This is a genomic window from Microbacterium sp. EB106-03-03-XG65, assembly GCF_058791955.1.
In genome coordinates this window covers 130108-146414 of sequence record NZ_JBYTEB010000002.1, presented here as the reverse complement: position 1 = coordinate 146414, position 16307 = coordinate 130108, and the positions used below count along the sequence as shown (strand labels likewise).

Here is a 16307-nt window from a genome sequence, read left to right as displayed (position 1 = left end):
CCATGCCGGAGACGTACGTGCAGCGCCGTGACGGCGACGGGCGCAAGGATCTGCGCTACCCCGCGGCTCCCGAGCCCCTCGCGGTGCCGGTGTACGACAACCACGCGCACCTCGAGATCCTCGACGGCGATGAACCGCTGTCGTTGGTCGAGCAGCTCGACAGGGCCGAGGCCGTAGGCATCGCGGGGGTCGTGCAGGCCTCCGGCGACATCGATTCCTCACGCTGGGCGGTCGAGGCGGCGGCATCGGATCATCGCGTGCTCGCCGCCGTCGCGATCCACCCGAACGATGCGCCCACCTATGCGGAGGAGGGGCGTCTCGACGAGGCGATCGCGGTGATCGACGAGCTCGCTGCGCATCCGCGCACGCGAGCGATCGGCGAGACCGGACTGGACTTCTTCCGCACCGAGCCCGAGCGCCGCGCGCCGCAGTTCGCGTCGTTCGAGGCGCACATCGCGCTCGCGAAGAAGCACGGCATCGCGATGCAGATCCACGACCGCGATGCGCATGAGGCTGTTCTCGAGACGTTGACCCGCGTGGGCGCACCCGAGAGGACCGTCTTCCACTGCTTCTCGGGCGATGAGGCGATGGCTCGTCTCTGCGCGGATGCCGGCTACCACCTGTCCTTCGCGGGCAACGTCACGTTCAAGAACGCGCAGAACCTGCGCGACGCGCTGAAGGTCACGCCGCTGGACCGCATCCTGGTCGAGACCGATGCGCCGTTCCTCACGCCGACCCCGCTGCGGGGCCGACCGAACGCGCCGTACCTCGTGCCGATCACCGTGCGGTTCATGGCGGCGGAACTCGGTGTCGAGGTCGACGAGCTGTCGGCGCAGCTCGCCGCGAACACCTTGCGGGTCTACGGCTCGTTCACCGACTGATCCACCGGCGCTGCGCTGACGATCTGCGAGATCGGCTTCCATACCAGCAGCAGCGTCAGGGCGGCGCCGACGAAGGCGAACCACCACGGTCCGGTCAGGCCCCAGATCTGCGCGATCACTCCGCCCAGGGCCTGCCCGATCACCATTCCGCCGAACACGCCGACCATGTTGACCGAGGCGACGCGACCCTGCAGTTCGGCGGGCACCAGGCGCTGGCGCACGGTGGTCGAGATCGTGCCCCAGACGAAGGCGTAGGCGCCGAAGAAGAACATGATCACGAGCGCGACCCACCCGGTGCTCGTGAGGGCGAAGGCCAGGTGCATCAGCACTTCGAGCGTGAGCACGATGCGCATGAGTGTGGCGAACGACACATGTCGCTCGAGCCATCCGAAACTCACCGTGGCGAGGATCCCGCCGATCGCGGAGGCGGTCGTCAGAGCACCGTACCCGACGGCGCCCATGTTCAGGTGCTCGGTGGCGTAGAGCACGAGCACACCCCAGGGGGCGGCCCACGTGACGTTGAACACCAGGATGATCAGCACCAGCATCCGCACCGGGGGGTTGCGCCAGAGCCAGCGCAGCCCTTCGGCGATGTCGGTGTGCACATGCGTCCTGGCCTCTGTGCTCGTCGTCTCGTGGGTTCCTGCGCCCACCGCAGGGCGAGGAGGCACCGGCGTGCGCGCCATGCGCGAGATCAGTGCGACCGCCAGAAGCACGCAGAGCACCTCGACAAGGAACGGCCAGGCCGTGCCCGCCGCGAAGAGGAAGGCACCGAGCGGCGGGCCGGCGAACTGATTCGCGACGAGATACCCCGCCTGCAGGCGGGCGTTTCCGACGCCGAGGTCCGCCGGCTTCACGAGCATCGGCAGCAGCGTGCTGCCCGCCGTGTCGACGAAGACCTCGGCCGTGCCGTAGAGGAATGCGACGGCCAGCACGATCCAGATGTTCGCGGTCCCGGTGAGCAGGAAGACGCACAGGCCCGCGAGCACGATCGCTCGAGCGCTGTTCGCGAACATCACCAGGCGACGCCGATCGAACCGGTCGGCGATCGCACCCGCGTGCAGCCCGAAGAGCAGCCAGGGTAGGAACTGCATGATCGCGCCCGCGGCGACGAGGATCGGCGACGACGTCATCGACGCGATGAGCAGGGGAGCGGCGGCCAGGGCGACACCGTCTCCCACGTTGCTCGTCCACGACGACGCGAGCAGCCAGCGGAAGTCCCTGCCCATGCGCCGTGGTGCGATGAGTTCAATGGGGGAGGGCATCACAGAAGACTACTGGCGGGCTCCGACATCGGCTGCGGCTTCGAAGGCGGGGGCGGTGGGGGACAATGGAGCAATGACAGTCACCCTGCTCGGCGCCACCGAGATCCGCCGCCTCGCCGCCGAGCTCGATGTCACCCCGACCAAGAAGCTCGGACAGAACTTCGTCGTCGACGCGAACACGGTGCGCAAGATCGTGCACGCGGCGCGGGTGCAGCCGGGCGAGCGCGTCGTCGAGGTAGGGCCGGGCCTCGGATCGCTCACTCTCGCGATCCTCGAGACGGGAGCGTCCGTCACCGCCGTCGAGATCGATCACCGTCTCGCCGCCCGACTGCCGCAGACCGTCGTCGAGCACGGGGTGCCCGAAGGGCAGCTGACCGTCGTCGATGCCGACGCGCTGCGTGTGACCGAACTCCCGGGCGACCCCACGGTGCTGATCGCGAATCTGCCGTACAACGTCTCGGTGCCGGTGCTCCTGCACTTCCTCGAGAACTTCTCGTATCTCAAGCGCGGCGTCGTGATGGTCCAGTCCGAGGTGGCCGAGCGCCTGGCGGCGAAGCCGGGCTCCAAGATCTACGGATCGCCCAGCGTCAAGGCCGCCTGGTACGGCGAGTGGCGACTCGCGGGAAACGTGTCGCGGCAGGTGTTCTGGCCCGTGCCCAATGTTGACAGCCTGCTCGTGGGATTCGACCGCTCCGACGGCGAACGTGGTCCGGAAGACGAGCGACGCCGCACTTTCGCGATCGTCGACGCCGCGTTCAACCAGCGACGCAAGATGCTGCGCCAGGCCCTCTCTGGCCTCTTCGGCAGTTCTGCAGCGGCATCCGAGATCCTGCTCGCCGCCGGTGTGGCGCCGACCTCTCGCGGGGAGGACCTCGGCGTCGACGACTACCACCGCATTGCGCAGCACGTCGCTCGGATCGAAGAAGCCGCCGTCACCGACTAACCTGGCACCGTGACCGACTCGCCCCGCTTCCGCCCGAACGTCCCCGAACTGCACCGGCCGTATGCGGCGGACGAGAACCGCTACCGGCAGTTCGAGTACCGCCAGGTCGGCACCTCGGGACTCTTCCTTCCGCCGATCTCCCTCGGCCTGTGGTGGAACTTCGGCGACAACATCCCGCTCGACAACCAGCGCGAGCTGCTGCGCCACGCGTTCGATCGCGGCATCACCCATTTCGACCTCGCGAACAACTACGGCCCGCCCTACGGCTCTGCCGAGAAGAACTTCGGCCGCCTGTTCGCCGAGGACTTCCGCCCCTACCGTGACGAGCTGATCATCTCGTCGAAGGCCGGATGGGACATGTGGCCCGGGCCCTACGGCGACTACGCGAGCCGCAAGTACATCCTCGCCAGTGCCGAGCAGTCGCTCACACGCATGGGACTCGACTACGTCGACATCTTCTACTCGCATCGGGTCGACCCGGTGACGCCGATCGCCGAGACCGTGGCCGCGCTCGACACTCTCGTGCGACAGGGCAAGGCTCTCTACGTCGGCATCTCCTCGTACAGTGCCGAGCGCACCGCTGAGGCGGTCGCGGTCGCGAAGGACCTCGGCACCCCGCTCGTGATCCACCAGCCCGCGTACTCGATCCTCAACCGGTGGGTCGAGGACGGCCTGACCGACACCCTGCGGCAGTCGGGCGTCGGGGCGATCGCCTTCACACCGCTCGCGCAGGGGCTGCTGACCGACAAGTACCTCGGAGACGGCACGGCCGAGCGCGCGCAGAAGCGTGGCTCGCTGCCCGATGCTCCGCTCTCGGGCGACGCCGTGCAGACCCTGCGGTCGCTGAACGGCATCGCGGGCGACCGCGGTCAGTCGCTCGCGCAGCTGGCGCTGCAGTGGACGCTGCGCGACCCGGTGGTCGCATCCGCACTGGTCGGAGCCTCGCGGCCCGCCCAGCTCGACGAGAACATCGCGGCGCTGGACGGTCCGGCCTTCACCGACCAGGAGCTGGCCCGCATCGACGAGCTCTCCGGCTCGATCGACGTCGACCTCTGGGCGTCGTCGACGGAGCTCTGACAGGAGCACATCATGAGCGTCGCCTCCTCGCCCCCCGCCGTGCACGTGCGTGCGCCGGGCAAGATCAACCTCTATCTCGGCGTCGGTGGGCGACACGACGACGGGTATCACGCCCTTGCTACCGTCTTCCAGGCGGTCTCGCTCTACGAAGACGTGATCGCGCGGCATGCCGACGACTTCTCGATCACCGTGTCGGGGGTCGACGACGTCGACAGCGTGCCGCTCGACGACCGAAACCTCGCGATGCGCGCGGCGAAGCTGCTCGCGACCGCAGCGCAGTACGAGGGCGGAGTCGCGCTCGAGATCAGGAAGAGCGTTCCCGTCGCGGGAGGGATGGGCGGAGGCTCGGCTGATGCCGCTGCCGCGCTCGTGGCCTGTGACGCGCTCTGGGGTACCGGCTTCTCGACGGCGCGGCTGCACGAACTCGCGGCGCGCCTGGGCGCCGACGTGCCGTTCGCGTTGCACGGGGGCACCGCCGTCGGAACGGGGCGGGGCGATCAGCTCAGTCCCGCGTTGGCACGCGGCCGGTTCGACTGGGTGCTCGTCACGAGCGCTCAGGGACTCTCGACGCCCGTCGTCTACGGCCGGCTCGATGCTCTCCGCGAGCAGCAGGGTGCGCTCGCCGACGACCCGCCGCTCTCCCTCGACGTTCCGGTGCCCGTGCTGCAGGCGCTGCGTTCCGGTGATCCCGAGTCGCTGTCCGAGAGCATCTACAACGACCTTCAGGAAGCGGCGCTGTACGAGCGCCCCGACCTCGAGACCACGATCCTCCGCGGCATCCATGCGGGCGCGCTGCAGGGGATCGTGTCGGGATCGGGGCCCACGGTGGCGCTGCTCTGCGGCAGTCCCGAGAGCGCTCAGCATGTGCAGAACGAGCTCCGCGACCACGGGTTCGATTCGATGCACGTGCACGGTCCCGTTCCCGGCGCGCGCATCGTCGCCTGAGCGATCCACGGCATGCGAGGTGCGTTCGGCGTGCCGTGCGTACATAATGAGATGACGATGTGACCGTGCACATGCAAGGAGGCAAGGCAGTGTCCACCGCCTCCGAGCGAGCAAGGATGCCGAGCATCCGCGATGTCGCGCGCCTCGCGGGGGTGTCGCACCAGACCGTCTCCCGCGTGCTCAACGACCACCCGAGCATCCGGCCCGAGACCAAGGCCAAAGTGCTCGACGCGATCTCGGTCCTCGACTATCGGCCGAACCTCGCCGCCAGGGCCCTGGTGACGAGCCGGTCGAACATGCTCGGCATCCTGTCGGCGACCGTGGGGGAGTTCGGCCCCACCTCGTCGATCGTCGGCATCGAGGATGCCGCGCGCGAAGAGGGGTACTCGGTCTCCACGCTCAACCTCTCGGCGACGTCTCCCGAGGCGATCGGCAACGCTCTGCGCCAGCTCTCGCGGGAGCAGGTCGACGGAATCGTGGTGCTGGCGCCGCAGGTGCGGGTCTTCCATGTGCTGCGCGGCATGGCCGTCGACATCCCCTTCGTGTCGCTGCAGACCGCATCCGGCTCCGACGGCGTGAGCCTCTCGGCCGACCAGGTGACGGGTGCGCGCACCGCCACCGAGCATCTGATCGGGCTCGGCCACAGTGACATCCTGCACATCGCCGGACCGCAGGACTGGGTCGAGGCCGAGTCGAGGATGCGGGGATACCTGGATGCCCTGAGGGAAGCGGATCTGCCCACGTTCCCGCCCATCCGCGGTGATTGGACGGCCGACTTCGGCTATTTCGCCGGTCAGGAGTTGTCGCGCCGCCGCGACTTCACCGCGGTCTTCGTGGCCAACGATCAGATGGCGATCGGGCTGCTGCACGGCTTCCGCGACGCCGGCATCCGCGTGCCCGACGACGTGAGCGTCGTGGGGTTCGACGATATTCCGGTGGCGGCGCATGTGGCTCCGACCCTGAGCACCGTGCACCAGGACTTCCCCGAACTCGGTCGCCGCGCGGTGCGCCTGCTGCTGGCGCAGATCCGCGGCGAGCAGGCACCCGTGTTCGGGCCCCTGCAGACGACCCTGAGAACCAGGGAATCCTCGGCGCCTCGATAAGGCCACATTTTCGTCAGTGGTCTTGACACCGCTTCGGCGAGCGTAGACTATGTAATCCAATGTGAACGGTCACATCGTCTGTGGCCGCCCGTCGCGAGGAAGATCTTGTGAGCACCACAGCAACGTTGCCGGTCGTGTCTGGCCCCATCCTGGAGATGCGCAGCATCACCAAGGAGTTCCCGGGTGTCAAAGCGCTGTCCGATGTGTCCATCACCGTCAGGGCCGGCGAGATCCATGCGATCTGCGGCGAGAACGGTGCGGGCAAGTCGACACTGATGAAGGTCCTGTCCGGGGTCTACCCGTACGGGTCGTACGAGGGCGAGATCCTGCTGTACGGCGAGGAGCAGCGGTTCCGCGACATCGCCGCGAGCGAGCAGGCCGGCATCGCGATCATCCACCAGGAGCTCGCGCTCATCCCCGAGCTGTCGATCACCGAGAACATCTTCCTCGGCAACGAGATCCGCCGGTTCGGACGGATCGACTGGCAGGCGCAGCGTCAGCGGGCGATCGAGCTGCTCGCCCGTGTCGGGCTCGGCGAGAACCCGGATGTCGCGATCAAGACGCTCGGCGTCGGCAAGCAGCAGCTCATCGAGATCGCCAAGGCGCTCAACAAGGACGTCAAGCTGCTGATCCTCGACGAGCCGACCGCGGCGCTGAACGAGAACGACTCGCAGCACCTCCTCGATCTGATCCTCGGGCTCAAGGCCAAGGGGATCGCGTCGATCATGATCAGCCACAAGCTCAACGAGATCGAACAGATCGCGGATGAGATCACGATCATCCGCGACGGACGCACGGTCGAGACGCTCGACATCTCGCGCGGCGAGATCAACGAAGACAGGATCATCCGCGGCATGGTCGGGCGTTCGCTCGAGAGCCGCTATCCCGACCGCACCCCCGAGATCGGAGAGGTGTTCTTCGAGGTCAAGGACTGGTGGGTGCAGCACCCGACGGTGTCGGAGCGCATGGTCGTCAAGGGATCGAACATCAACGTGCGGCGCGGCGAGGTCGTCGGCATCGCGGGACTCATGGGCGCCGGGCGCACCGAGTTCATGATGAGCATCTTCGGTCGCTCGTACGGCAACTTCCAGTCGGGCACCCTCGTCAAGGACGGTCAGGAGATCACGATCCCCGACGTGTCCTCGGCGATCAAGCACGGGCTCGCGTATGTGAGCGAGGACCGCAAGGTGCTCGGGCTCAACCTGCTCGACACCATCAAGCGCTCCACGGTCGCTGCGAAGCTGTCGAAGATCTCCAAGCGCGGCGTCGTCGACGAGCGTGCCGAGTACTCGATCGCCGAGCAGTATCGCAAGGCGCTGCGCATCAAGGCGCCCTCCGTCGAGGAGGGCGTGGGAAAGCTGTCCGGAGGCAATCAGCAGAAGGTCGTGCTGGCGCGGTGGATGTTCACCGATCCCGACCTGCTGATCCTCGACGAGCCCACGCGCGGCATCGACGTCGGAGCCAAGTACGAGATCTACGCGATCATCAACGAGCTCGCATCCCAGGGCAAGGGCGTGATCGTCATCTCCAGTGAGCTGCCCGAGCTTCTCGGCATCTCCGACCGCATCTACACCGTCTTCGAAGGTCGGGTCACCGACTGCATCCCGGCCGACCAGGCGACACCCGAGGCCCTCATGCGCAGCATGACCTCCGCTACTCAGAAAGCATCCGCATGACCACCGACATCACGACAACGAAGCGCGGCTTCCACTTCGGCGACATCCGCAAGATGTTCGGAAGCAACGGCACTTCGTCGCTGCGCCAGTTCGGCATCTTGGGCAGCCTCATCGTCATCATCGTCTTCTTCGAGATCTTCACACTGCTGCGGAACGGACCGAACGGTGCGACGCTGACGTCGGGCAACCTGATCAACGTCATCAACCAGTACTCGTTCATCCTGATCCTCGCGATCGGCATGGTGATGGTCATCATCATGGGGCACATCGACCTGTCGGTCGGCTCGGTTGCCGCCTTCACCGGCATCATCGTCGCGAAATCGATGGCCGACTGGAACCTTCCCTGGCCGCTCGCGATCGTGCTCGGCCTCGCCGTGGGTGCTCTGGTGGGTGCGTGGCAGGGATTCTGGGTCGCGTACGTCGGGGTTCCTGCGTTCATCGTGACGCTCGCGGGCATGCTGCTGTTCCGCGGAGCGCAGCAATGGATCGGCGACGCGCAGACGATCCCGGTCCCGAAGGGCTTCCAGATCATCGGCACCGGTTATCTGCCGGAGGTGGGTCTTCCGCTCCCGTTCAACGTGCCGACGATGATCCTGGCACTGCTCGCGGTCGCTTGGCTCATCTTCTGGGAGATCCGCACGCGTCGCATCCAGCACAAGATGGGATCCGAGAGTGCGCCCCTGTGGGTCAGCGTCGTCAAGGTCGCTCTGCTCTCGGTGGTGGTCCTGGTCGCCGCATGGATGTTCGCAACGGGTCGCCCCGGCACGAGCTTTCCGGTCCCCGGGCTCATCCTGCTGGCTCTGGTCATCATCTATTCGTTCATCACGCGCAACACCGTGTTCGGCCGTCACATCTACGCTGTTGGTGGCAACCGGCAGGCTGCACGCCTGTCGGGTGTCAAGGATCGCTGGGTCGACTTCTTCGTCATGATGAACATGTCGGTCATGGCGGCGCTGGCCGGCATGATCTTCGTCGCCCGTTCGCAGGCCTCCGGGCCGAACGACGGCACCGGCTGGGAGCTCGACGCGATCGCCTCCGTCTTCATCGGTGGTGCGGCTGTCGCTGGCGGCATCGGCACGGTGATCGGCTCGATCATCGGTGGTCTCGTCATGGCGTTCCTCAACAACGGACTCGCGCTGCTCGGCCAGGGTGCCGACGTCGTCTCGATGATCAAGGGCATCGTGCTCCTGTTCGCGGTCGGCATCGACGTCTGGAACAAGCAGCAGGGTCGCCCCTCGATCATCGGGTTCATGACACGTCGCTTCGGCCGCAAGGACGATCCCGAGGCCTCTCCGGTGTTCGAGCCGAACAAGACTTACCAGGCTCCGCCCGTCGACAAGACGCGGAGCGAGTAAGCGGAATCTTCGCGCAGTGCTCGCGCGCAGGGTCCGTCAACATCACACAGAAAGAGATCACATGAAGAAGATCATCGTCACAGCGACAGCGCTCGTCGCGACGGCTGCCTTCGCCCTCACCGGCTGCTCGGCCGAGCGAGGCGGGGACACCGGTTCGGGATCGGGCGAAGAAGCCGCGGGCTTCGCAGCGGACTCGTCGATCGGCGTCGCGCTTCCCGACAAGACCAGTGAGAACTGGGTCCTCGCGGGCAAGCTCTTCACCGACGGCCTGGAGGAGGCCGGCTTCAAGGCCGACGTCCAGTACGCCCCGGCCAGCAACACGGTCGCCGAGCAGCAGAACCAGATCCAGGCCATGGTCACCAACGGTGCCAAGGTCATCATCATCGGCGCGAAGGACGGCAAGCAGCTGGCCACGCAGGTGCAGGCGGCGAAGGATGCCGGCGCCTACGTGATCGCGTACGACCGTCTCATCGAGAACACCGAGGCCGTCGACTACTACGTCGCGTTCGACAACTTCAAGGTCGGTGAGCTGCAGGGACAGGCGCTGCTCGATGGTCTCGAGGCTCGTGCGGGTCACGAAGCCCCGTACAACGTCGAGCTGTTCTCGGGTTCGCCCGACGACGCCAACTCGGCGGTCTTCTTCGACGGCGCGATGAGCGTGCTGCAGGACAAGATCGACGACGGAACGCTGAACGTCGTGTCGGGTCAGACTGAGATCGCGCAGACCGCGACCGAGGGCTGGCTCGCAGAGAACGCGCAGAACCGCATGGACACGCTGCTCACCGGTTCGTACAGCGGTGACACGGTGCTCGACGGCGTCCTCTCGCCGAACGACACCCTGGCTCGCGCCATCATCACCTCGGTGCAGCAGGCGGGCAAGCCTGTTCCGGTCGTCACCGGTCAGGACTCCGAGGTCGAGTCGGTCAAGTCGATCATGGAGGGCGTGCAGTACTCCACGATCAACAAGGACACCACGCTGCTCGTCGAGCAGGCCATCACGATGGTCGGCCAGCTGCAGAAGGGCGAAGAGGTCGACGTCAACGACACCGAGTCGTACGACAACGGCGCCAAGGTCGTTCCGGCATACCTGCTCGACCCGATCATCGTCACCAAGGAGAACGCGGCCGAGGCTTACGCCAACGTCCCGAGCCTCCTCGAGATCGTCGAGTCGTACCAGTAAGCGATTCCGCTTGTCGAGCACATCAGCTCGACAGCACACGAGCCGTTCGGACCTTCGGGTCCCGGACGGCTCGTTCGCGTCAGGGCGCCCTCAGCACCCGACGCCCTGCGGATCTTCGGTGCACGTATGGGCGACGAGCGCGGTGTGGGCTTCGAGGATGCGGATCTGCTGGGGTGTTCCCGTCGTCGTGATCTGCCCTGGCAGGGGGATCCATCCGGTTCCGAGGTCGACCTCTGTGGCATAGGCCACGTCGACGCGGGCGACATAGTTCCCCCGCTCTTCGTACACATGAGTGGTGGGTGTGGGAGTGAACTGCGCCTGACCGAGCTCCTCCCAGGTGCGGCCCGCACGAGCCGTGCTCATCGTGCTCCCATCCCCGTAGTCGTATACGTACGCGGCGGGGGAGAACCGGACCGTCAGCGGGATGCCGAACAGTTCACCCGTCTGCGTCCGTACGTCTGCCGCTGCGATGAAGTTCGTGGGGAGATCGGCGATGCCCACGTTCCCCGGGTCGGCGCTCGCGGCGGTGGGCGGCGGTGCGAACTGCGCCAGATCTGTGATGGTGATCGTCGGCGGGGCGGGCGCTGCGGGGCCCGGCGCATCTGCGACCGGGGTCGGCTCGCTCGGACTCGCGCGCTTTGAGCAGCGTGTCGTGCCGGAATCATCCATGCAGGCTGCGAGTTGCACAGCCCGATCACTCGGTGGTGCCGGTTCTGCAGAGCTGCCAGGCGTGGTGGAGTCGGTACGGATGCCCGGGGTATGTGGAGTACCAGGGGTGTTCGGGCGATTTGGGATGACGGGCATTCCTGGTTGCTGCTGAGTTCCGGAGATCGTCAGAGTCGAGCCGTCGGTACCGTAGAGGAAGTCGCTTCCGCCGTCAGACGAGCCCGCTGAAGCCGTGACGACCAGAACCGCCGCCACGAGTATCAGCGGTTCTCGCATGTCGCCCCCTCAGCGCGTTCTGCGGCGTCGATACGTAGTTCCCCGTCGTCAGCTTTGAATGACACAGCGAGCGCGTAGACATTCGGGCGACCTTCCGTGACGACCGACGCCCCGTTCTTGTCGGTGATCTGCACGGCACTCACGTCTAGACAGACGAGCGCCTTCACGACGCTGAAGCCAGCCGATACGGACTCGCCTCTAAAGGATGTGACCGCTGAATCGCCGTCGATCGAATGTCCTTCAGCATGCATGATTGAGAGGTTCTCGCGATCCGCTGTTTCGAAGGACCCGCTCGACAACTCGAAGACCGGCTCGAACGTCGCGGGGTCGGACGGGTCGATCGCGTTCAACGCGGCGTTGTACGCGCGATACACCTCCTCGGCGGCGGTGAAGGCGGCTTCTTTCGAAGCGAAGACCGGCGTCGGTGTCGGTTTCGGGGTCGGATTCGCTATAGGTCCGCATCCGACCAACGCGGCGAGGGCGATCGCCAAAAGCGCAGGGACCGCGAGGCGATAGTTCGTGAGCTTTCTGGGGGCGCCCATGGTCAGCCGGCTGCCGAATCGCATTCGGCGGCTGGGCGGCTTGCGACCCGGTCGAGGTAGACACGCCCGTTGACCAGTACGAACTCCAGATGCGACTCCACCTTCTCCGGCTGACCGTAATTTGTCTGTGTCCCGAGACCGTCTCGCACCACGTAGTTCGACACATCGGTGCATCCGATCGCCTGAACGCGCTGGCCTCGTACTGTCTGTACCTCGAACGAATCGATCTCGATCTCTCCTTGTATGTCATATCCCTGCTCGTACAAAGGCATCAGCGTGTTGATCTCGCGCTGGAAGAGGGTCTCGGACCCGATACTTGCGAGTGGGGCGAACGAATCGACATTCTTCAGGTCGATCTCATTCATTGCGGCGATATAGTCGCGAAAGACTTTCTCCGACATCACGCCAGCCAAATCCGCGGCGGGGACGATCTGTCGCGCCGAAGAGCCGGCCGGCACAGGCGCGCACGCGACCGAAGCGGCGATGGCACCGGCGGCGACCAGCAGTGCCAAGGCGAAACGAAGGAACAGTCGGAGCGATGTCATCGCGCCACCGTAGTGAAACGGCTCCGGACGTCGCTGCAGTTATCCACAGCGAAGGCTGGACAGCGACGCCTCGCTTCGGGTTCTTGACGACACGCGGCGACCTTAGTGACCTGGGCGCGCCCGCATCTTTTACCTCCTCTGCGGCACGATGCCTGCGTGTGACTTGGTGGCAGACGGCAACCGTATTTGGGACTGACGGCAGACTGGCACGAGGCCGGCGACTCAGAACGGCGCTGCCGTGGTGTCTGTGAATGCGACAGTGTTCTGTGGAGGCGGAGTGTCGATGTAGGTGCGACCCGTCGGGCTGGTCCAGACGAGTACTCCATGATGACCCTGTGCGACGTGCCACGGTGTGTGGTGTTTGAGCACGTGGTGGCGTCTGCAGAGCGTGGCGAGGTTGGCGGCGCTGGTGTCGCCGCCGGTGGAGGCGGCGTGGGTGTGATCGAGGTCGCTCTTGCGCGCCGGGACGCCGCAGCCCGGGAAACGACATCGTGCGTCTCGGGCGCGAAGGAGACGTCGGAGGTGCTTGCTGGGCCGATAGCGGTCGACGGTGAGCGCGCCGCCGGTGAAAGGGTGGGTGAGAACCCGATCCCAGCCGCTGGCCGTTGCCGCAAGTTGTCGGGTTGTGCCGTTGTCGATCGGGATGACCCCGTCGAGTTCAGCGGGCGGCGGCGCGGCGGACGCATGGAAGCAGCGTGTCGACGGCGCGAGGGAGGACGTCCCGTCACATTGGCACTCCGCGTCCCGAGCGGGGCGACGGCGGTCGGGGTCGGGGTTCGTGTGGTTGCCGTAGGCGTTGTCGCTGCTGGTGCCCGCGTCGCCGCCGGTGTTCTTGTAGTCGCCGACGTTCCCGTCGGCGTCGGCGTCGGTGTCGGTGTCGTCGGTTGCACCGGTCATGAGAGTGGAGATAGGGACAGTGACGGTGATGTGCGCTCGGATCTCGGCGAGGAGCGCATCTTCGCTGTCATGTCCGCTGGGAGCTCCGGTAAGGACGAGGTCGGCGAGCAGGTCGGCGCGAATCTCATCGACGGTGCGTTTATCGGCATCGAACTCGCGCCCGTCGCGCCGGGCATCCCGGGCGGCGCGGAGATTGTGTGTACGGACCAGGTGCGCCATCTGCGATAGACGATCGAACATCCCATGCACGAGGGCCGCTGGAGCGTGGGTGTGCAGGGCGGCCATACCGTCTTCACCCGCGGTCACCCATACCCGTCTTTCGGAGCGCGCCTTGCGGTGTCGAGACGTGATCGATGTCGGCATGAAGCGCTTAGCGATGCGTCGCGCGAGCGGCCGTAGCCGGTTGGGTGACTCCACTTCGGCCAGCGGCAGAACGATCGCGGCATAGGTCGCGCGTGTCGAGTCGGGCAGGTGGGACCCCGCGTCGACGATCACGCGCGAGTGCGCGGCGCTGATGCGCCCGGCGCCCTGCGCCGCCCAGACGGTGGGGAACAGGTCGACGAGTTCGGTTGCGGCCGCCATGCGCCGTTCGACAGTGCGGTCACTGGCTCGTTGCACGGCCGCGACCTCTGCGGCCACCGTGCGGATGGAATGGTCGCCGCGGTCGGGGTGGTCGCCCTGCTTCGCGATGTCGATCGCGAGCCGCCCCGCGAGGGCGAGCAGCCCATCACGCGCGGCCTGCACGCTGCTCAACGTCGCCTCAGCGACGCGCAACGACTCGACTAATCCGGCGAGGTTCGCCATCTGGGAGTCGGTCGCATCGAGGAGCGCTGTCATGACTCAAGTAGATCATCGATCTCCGACATTCGAACGAAGTTTCTAATGTATTCCGGAATTCGAATACGGCTCGCCTTTCGCATGCTTTACTCGCTTCAGGTCAGTCGGGTTCGCGGGTCCGACAGACCGCTCGCATGATCTCGCCTGACCGCTCGCGCACAGCATGCGGGACTAACCTGGAAGCGATATGGCACATCTTCTCGGGGCAGAAGCCCTTCACCTCGAATATCCGACGAGGGTCGTCTTCGACTCCGTGACCCTCGGCATCGAAGAGGGTGACCGCATCGGCATCGTCGGCCGCAACGGCGACGGCAAGTCGAGCCTCCTCGGCATGCTGGCGGGCATCAAGGAGCCGAGTTCCGGTCGCGTGACCGTGCGCGGGGGCACGACGATCGGCGTCCTCGACCAGGCCGACACCCTCAGCGATGACCTGACCATCAGTGCCGCGGTCGTCGGCGACACCCCCGAATACGAGTGGGCCGGCGACCCCCGCACCCGGGATGTGATCGAGGGGCTGCTCAAAGACCTTCCGTGGGACGCCGAGATCGGCTCGCTCAGCGGCGGGCAGCGTCGCCGCGTCTCTCTCGCCAAGCTGTTGGCCGGGGATTGGGACGTCATCGCGCTCGACGAGCCCACCAACCACCTCGATGTGGAAGCCATCACATGGCTTGCCGGACATCTGAAGAAGCGATGGAGCGCCAATTCCGGCGCCCTCCTGGTCGTGACCCACGACCGGTGGTTCCTGGACGAGATCTGCACCGAGACATGGGAGGTGCACGACCGCATCGTCGAGCCCTTCGAGGGAGGCTACGCGGCCTACATCCTGCAACGGGTCGAGCGTGACCGTATGGCGGCCGCCACCGAGGCCAAGCGTCAGAATCTCGCCAAGAAGGAGCTGGCCTGGCTGCGGCGGGGCGCCCCGGCGAGAACGGCGAAGCCCAAGTTCCGCATCGATGCAGCGAACGAGCTGATCGCCGACGTGCCGGAGATCCGCGACAAGATCTCGCTCCAGTCGCTCGCTGTCTCTCGCCTCGGCAAGGACGTCGTCGATCTGCTCGACGTCGGGGTGACCTACCCCACGGCTGATGGTGGGACCCGAGAGGTGCTGCGCGATGTGGAATGGCGCATCGCACCGGGGGAGCGCACCGGGATTCTGGGCGTCAATGGCGCAGGCAAGTCGACACTGCTCGGGCTCATCTCAGGCACCGTGGAGCCGACCGTCGGTCGGGTGAAGCGCGGCACGACCGTGAAGGTCAAGACGCTCACGCAGCGCCTCGACGAACTCGAGGATGTTCGGCGCGAGCCGGTGCGGGTCGTGATCTCTCGCCTGCGCACTTCGTACACGATGGGTGCCGGGTCCAAGGCGCAGGAACTCACGCCCGGGCAGCTGCTCGAGCGGCTCGGGTTCGATTCCGCTCAGCTCTCCACTCCGGTGAAGGATCTCTCGGGTGGCCAGCAGCGCCGCTTGCAGTTGCTGCTCGTGCTCCTCGACCAGCCGAATGTGCTGATCCTCGATGAGCCGACCAATGACCTGGACACCGACATGCTGGCGGCGATCGAGGACCTGCTCGACTCGTGGTCGGGAACCCTGCTGGTCGTCAGCCACGATCGCTACTTCCTCGAGCGCGTGACCGATCAGCAGTTCGCGATCCTCGATGGGCATTTTCGTCATCTGCCTGGCGGCGTGGACGAGTATCTCCGTCTTCGCCAGCTGCAGACCTCCGCGCCCGGCAAGTCGCAGACGGCCGTCAACACTGAGAAGAAGGCCTCCAATCTCGATGGCGCTGCACTGCGCGCAGCGCAGAAGGAGGTCTCGGCGCTGGAGCGGCGCATCCAGAAGCTCACCCAGCAGGTCGACAAGGCGAAGACCGCGCTCGCGGATCACGACCAGTCGGACTTCGCGGGGCTCGGCGACAAGATGAAGGCGATCAGTGATCAGCAGGCGGAGATCGAGGAGCTCGAACTGCGTTGGTTCGAGCTGACGGAAGAGCTTGACTGACGGAAGAGCTTGACCGACAGAAGAGCTGGATCGACGGAAGAGCTCGATCAACCCGGGAGCTCGACTGACTGAGCTCTCGCCATTCTGCCGCCGCGGGAATACGGTGGCTCTGCGCGGCGC

At 66.2% G+C, this 16307-nt stretch carries 14 protein-coding genes; 9 read left to right on the top strand and 5 right to left on the bottom strand.

Annotated features, from left to right (window positions below; genetic code table 11):
* Window positions 1-2: 2 nt before the first annotated feature.
* Window positions 3-881 (top strand): TatD family hydrolase, encoded by an 879-nt coding sequence (locus AC3WS6_RS13890; RefSeq protein ID WP_492501618.1) that lies wholly within the window; start codon window positions 3-5, stop codon window positions 879-881.
* Here the strand turns inward: AC3WS6_RS13890 and AC3WS6_RS13885 are convergent.
* Entirely contained in the window at window positions 860-2146 is a 1287-nt protein-coding gene (locus tag AC3WS6_RS13885) for an MFS transporter (RefSeq protein ID WP_492501617.1), read from the bottom strand. The two genes, AC3WS6_RS13890 and AC3WS6_RS13885, sit on opposite strands and share 22 nt — an antisense overlap.
* A 73-nt stretch (window positions 2147-2219) precedes the next feature.
* On the opposite strand from AC3WS6_RS13885, the gene rsmA reads away from it, so the two are divergent.
* The 7 genes from rsmA (at window position 2220) to AC3WS6_RS13850 (ending at window position 10425) form a co-directional block, all read left to right on the top strand.
* Entirely contained in the window at window positions 2220-3089 is an 870-nt protein-coding gene (rsmA, locus tag AC3WS6_RS13880; protein ID WP_492501616.1) for a 16S rRNA (adenine(1518)-N(6)/adenine(1519)-N(6))-dimethyltransferase RsmA, read from the top strand.
* Window positions 3090-3098: 9 nt separating this feature from the next.
* The gene (locus AC3WS6_RS13875) at window positions 3099-4166 is read left to right on the top strand and encodes an aldo/keto reductase (RefSeq protein ID WP_492501615.1); all 1068 of its coding nucleotides are present in this window, start codon (window positions 3099-3101) and stop codon (window positions 4164-4166) included.
* A 12-nt stretch (window positions 4167-4178) separates the two neighbouring features.
* Entirely contained in the window at window positions 4179-5111 is a 933-nt protein-coding gene (locus tag AC3WS6_RS13870; RefSeq protein ID WP_492501614.1) for a 4-(cytidine 5'-diphospho)-2-C-methyl-D-erythritol kinase, read from the top strand.
* 71 nt (window positions 5112-5182) lie between these two features.
* Window positions 5183-6214: a LacI family DNA-binding transcriptional regulator gene (locus AC3WS6_RS13865; protein WP_492502317.1), complete on the top strand. Its 1032-nt coding sequence runs from the start codon at window positions 5183-5185 to the stop codon at window positions 6212-6214.
* A gap of 155 nt (window positions 6215-6369) precedes the next feature.
* On the top strand, window positions 6370-7890 hold the full coding sequence (gene mmsA, locus AC3WS6_RS13860; protein ID WP_492502316.1) for a multiple monosaccharide ABC transporter ATP-binding protein: 1521 nt from the start codon (window positions 6370-6372) through the stop codon (window positions 7888-7890).
* A complete protein-coding gene (gene mmsB / locus AC3WS6_RS13855; RefSeq protein WP_492501613.1) occupies window positions 7887-9245 on the top strand; it encodes a multiple monosaccharide ABC transporter permease in 1359 nt (452 codons plus the stop codon). Before mmsA ends, mmsB begins: the two co-directional genes overlap by 4 nt.
* Window positions 9246-9306: 61 nt before the next feature.
* Window positions 9307-10425 carry a substrate-binding domain-containing protein gene (locus AC3WS6_RS13850; RefSeq protein WP_492501612.1) on the top strand — a complete coding sequence of 373 codons (1119 nt, stop codon included), beginning with the start codon at window positions 9307-9309 and terminating at the stop codon, window positions 10423-10425.
* Window positions 10426-10515: 90 nt separating this feature from the next.
* On the opposite strand, the gene AC3WS6_RS13845 is transcribed toward AC3WS6_RS13850, so the two are convergent.
* The 4 genes from AC3WS6_RS13845 to AC3WS6_RS13830 form a co-directional block, all read right to left on the bottom strand.
* Entirely contained in the window at window positions 10516-11094 is a 579-nt protein-coding gene (locus tag AC3WS6_RS13845; RefSeq protein WP_492501611.1) for a hypothetical protein, read from the bottom strand.
* Between the two features lie 257 nt (window positions 11095-11351).
* A complete protein-coding gene (locus AC3WS6_RS13840; RefSeq protein ID WP_492501610.1) occupies window positions 11352-11909 on the bottom strand; it encodes a hypothetical protein in 558 nt (185 codons plus the stop codon).
* Between the two features lie 2 nt (window positions 11910-11911).
* Window positions 11912-12454: a hypothetical protein gene (locus tag AC3WS6_RS13835; RefSeq protein ID WP_492501609.1), complete on the bottom strand. Its 543-nt coding sequence runs from the start codon at window positions 12452-12454 to the stop codon at window positions 11912-11914.
* A 222-nt stretch (window positions 12455-12676) separates the two neighbouring features.
* Window positions 12677-14188 (bottom strand): HNH endonuclease signature motif containing protein, encoded by a 1512-nt coding sequence (locus AC3WS6_RS13830; protein WP_492501608.1) that lies wholly within the window; start codon window positions 14186-14188, stop codon window positions 12677-12679.
* A gap of 187 nt (window positions 14189-14375) precedes the next feature.
* On the opposite strand from AC3WS6_RS13830, the gene AC3WS6_RS13825 reads away from it, so the two are divergent.
* Complete coding sequence (locus AC3WS6_RS13825; RefSeq protein ID WP_492501607.1) at window positions 14376-16187, top strand: ABC-F family ATP-binding cassette domain-containing protein; 1812 nt, start codon at window positions 14376-14378, stop codon at window positions 16185-16187.
* Window positions 16188-16307 lie beyond the last annotated feature (120 nt).

Coding starts and splice junctions, on each gene's coding strand:
- AC3WS6_RS13890 (WP_492501618.1), top strand. CDS start 3: ATGCCGGAGACGTACGTGCAGCGCCGTGACGGCGACGGGCGCAAGGAT.
- AC3WS6_RS13885 (WP_492501617.1), bottom strand. CDS start 2,146: ATGCCCTCCCCCATTGAACTCATCGCACCACGGCGCATGGGCAGGGAC.
- rsmA (WP_492501616.1), top strand. CDS start 2,220: ATGACAGTCACCCTGCTCGGCGCCACCGAGATCCGCCGCCTCGCCGCC.
- AC3WS6_RS13870 (WP_492501614.1), top strand. CDS start 4,179: ATGAGCGTCGCCTCCTCGCCCCCCGCCGTGCACGTGCGTGCGCCGGGC.
- AC3WS6_RS13865 (WP_492502317.1), top strand. CDS start 5,183: ATGCAAGGAGGCAAGGCAGTGTCCACCGCCTCCGAGCGAGCAAGGATG.
- mmsA (WP_492502316.1), top strand. CDS start 6,370: ATGCGCAGCATCACCAAGGAGTTCCCGGGTGTCAAAGCGCTGTCCGAT.
- mmsB (WP_492501613.1), top strand. CDS start 7,887: ATGACCACCGACATCACGACAACGAAGCGCGGCTTCCACTTCGGCGAC.
- AC3WS6_RS13850 (WP_492501612.1), top strand. CDS start 9,307: ATGAAGAAGATCATCGTCACAGCGACAGCGCTCGTCGCGACGGCTGCC.
- AC3WS6_RS13845 (WP_492501611.1), bottom strand. CDS start 11,094: ATGGATGATTCCGGCACGACACGCTGCTCAAAGCGCGCGAGTCCGAGC.
- AC3WS6_RS13840 (WP_492501610.1), bottom strand. CDS start 11,909: ATGGGCGCCCCCAGAAAGCTCACGAACTATCGCCTCGCGGTCCCTGCG.
- AC3WS6_RS13835 (WP_492501609.1), bottom strand. CDS start 12,454: ATGACATCGCTCCGACTGTTCCTTCGTTTCGCCTTGGCACTGCTGGTC.
- AC3WS6_RS13830 (WP_492501608.1), bottom strand. CDS start 14,188: ATGACAGCGCTCCTCGATGCGACCGACTCCCAGATGGCGAACCTCGCC.
- AC3WS6_RS13825 (WP_492501607.1), top strand. CDS start 14,376: ATGGCACATCTTCTCGGGGCAGAAGCCCTTCACCTCGAATATCCGACG.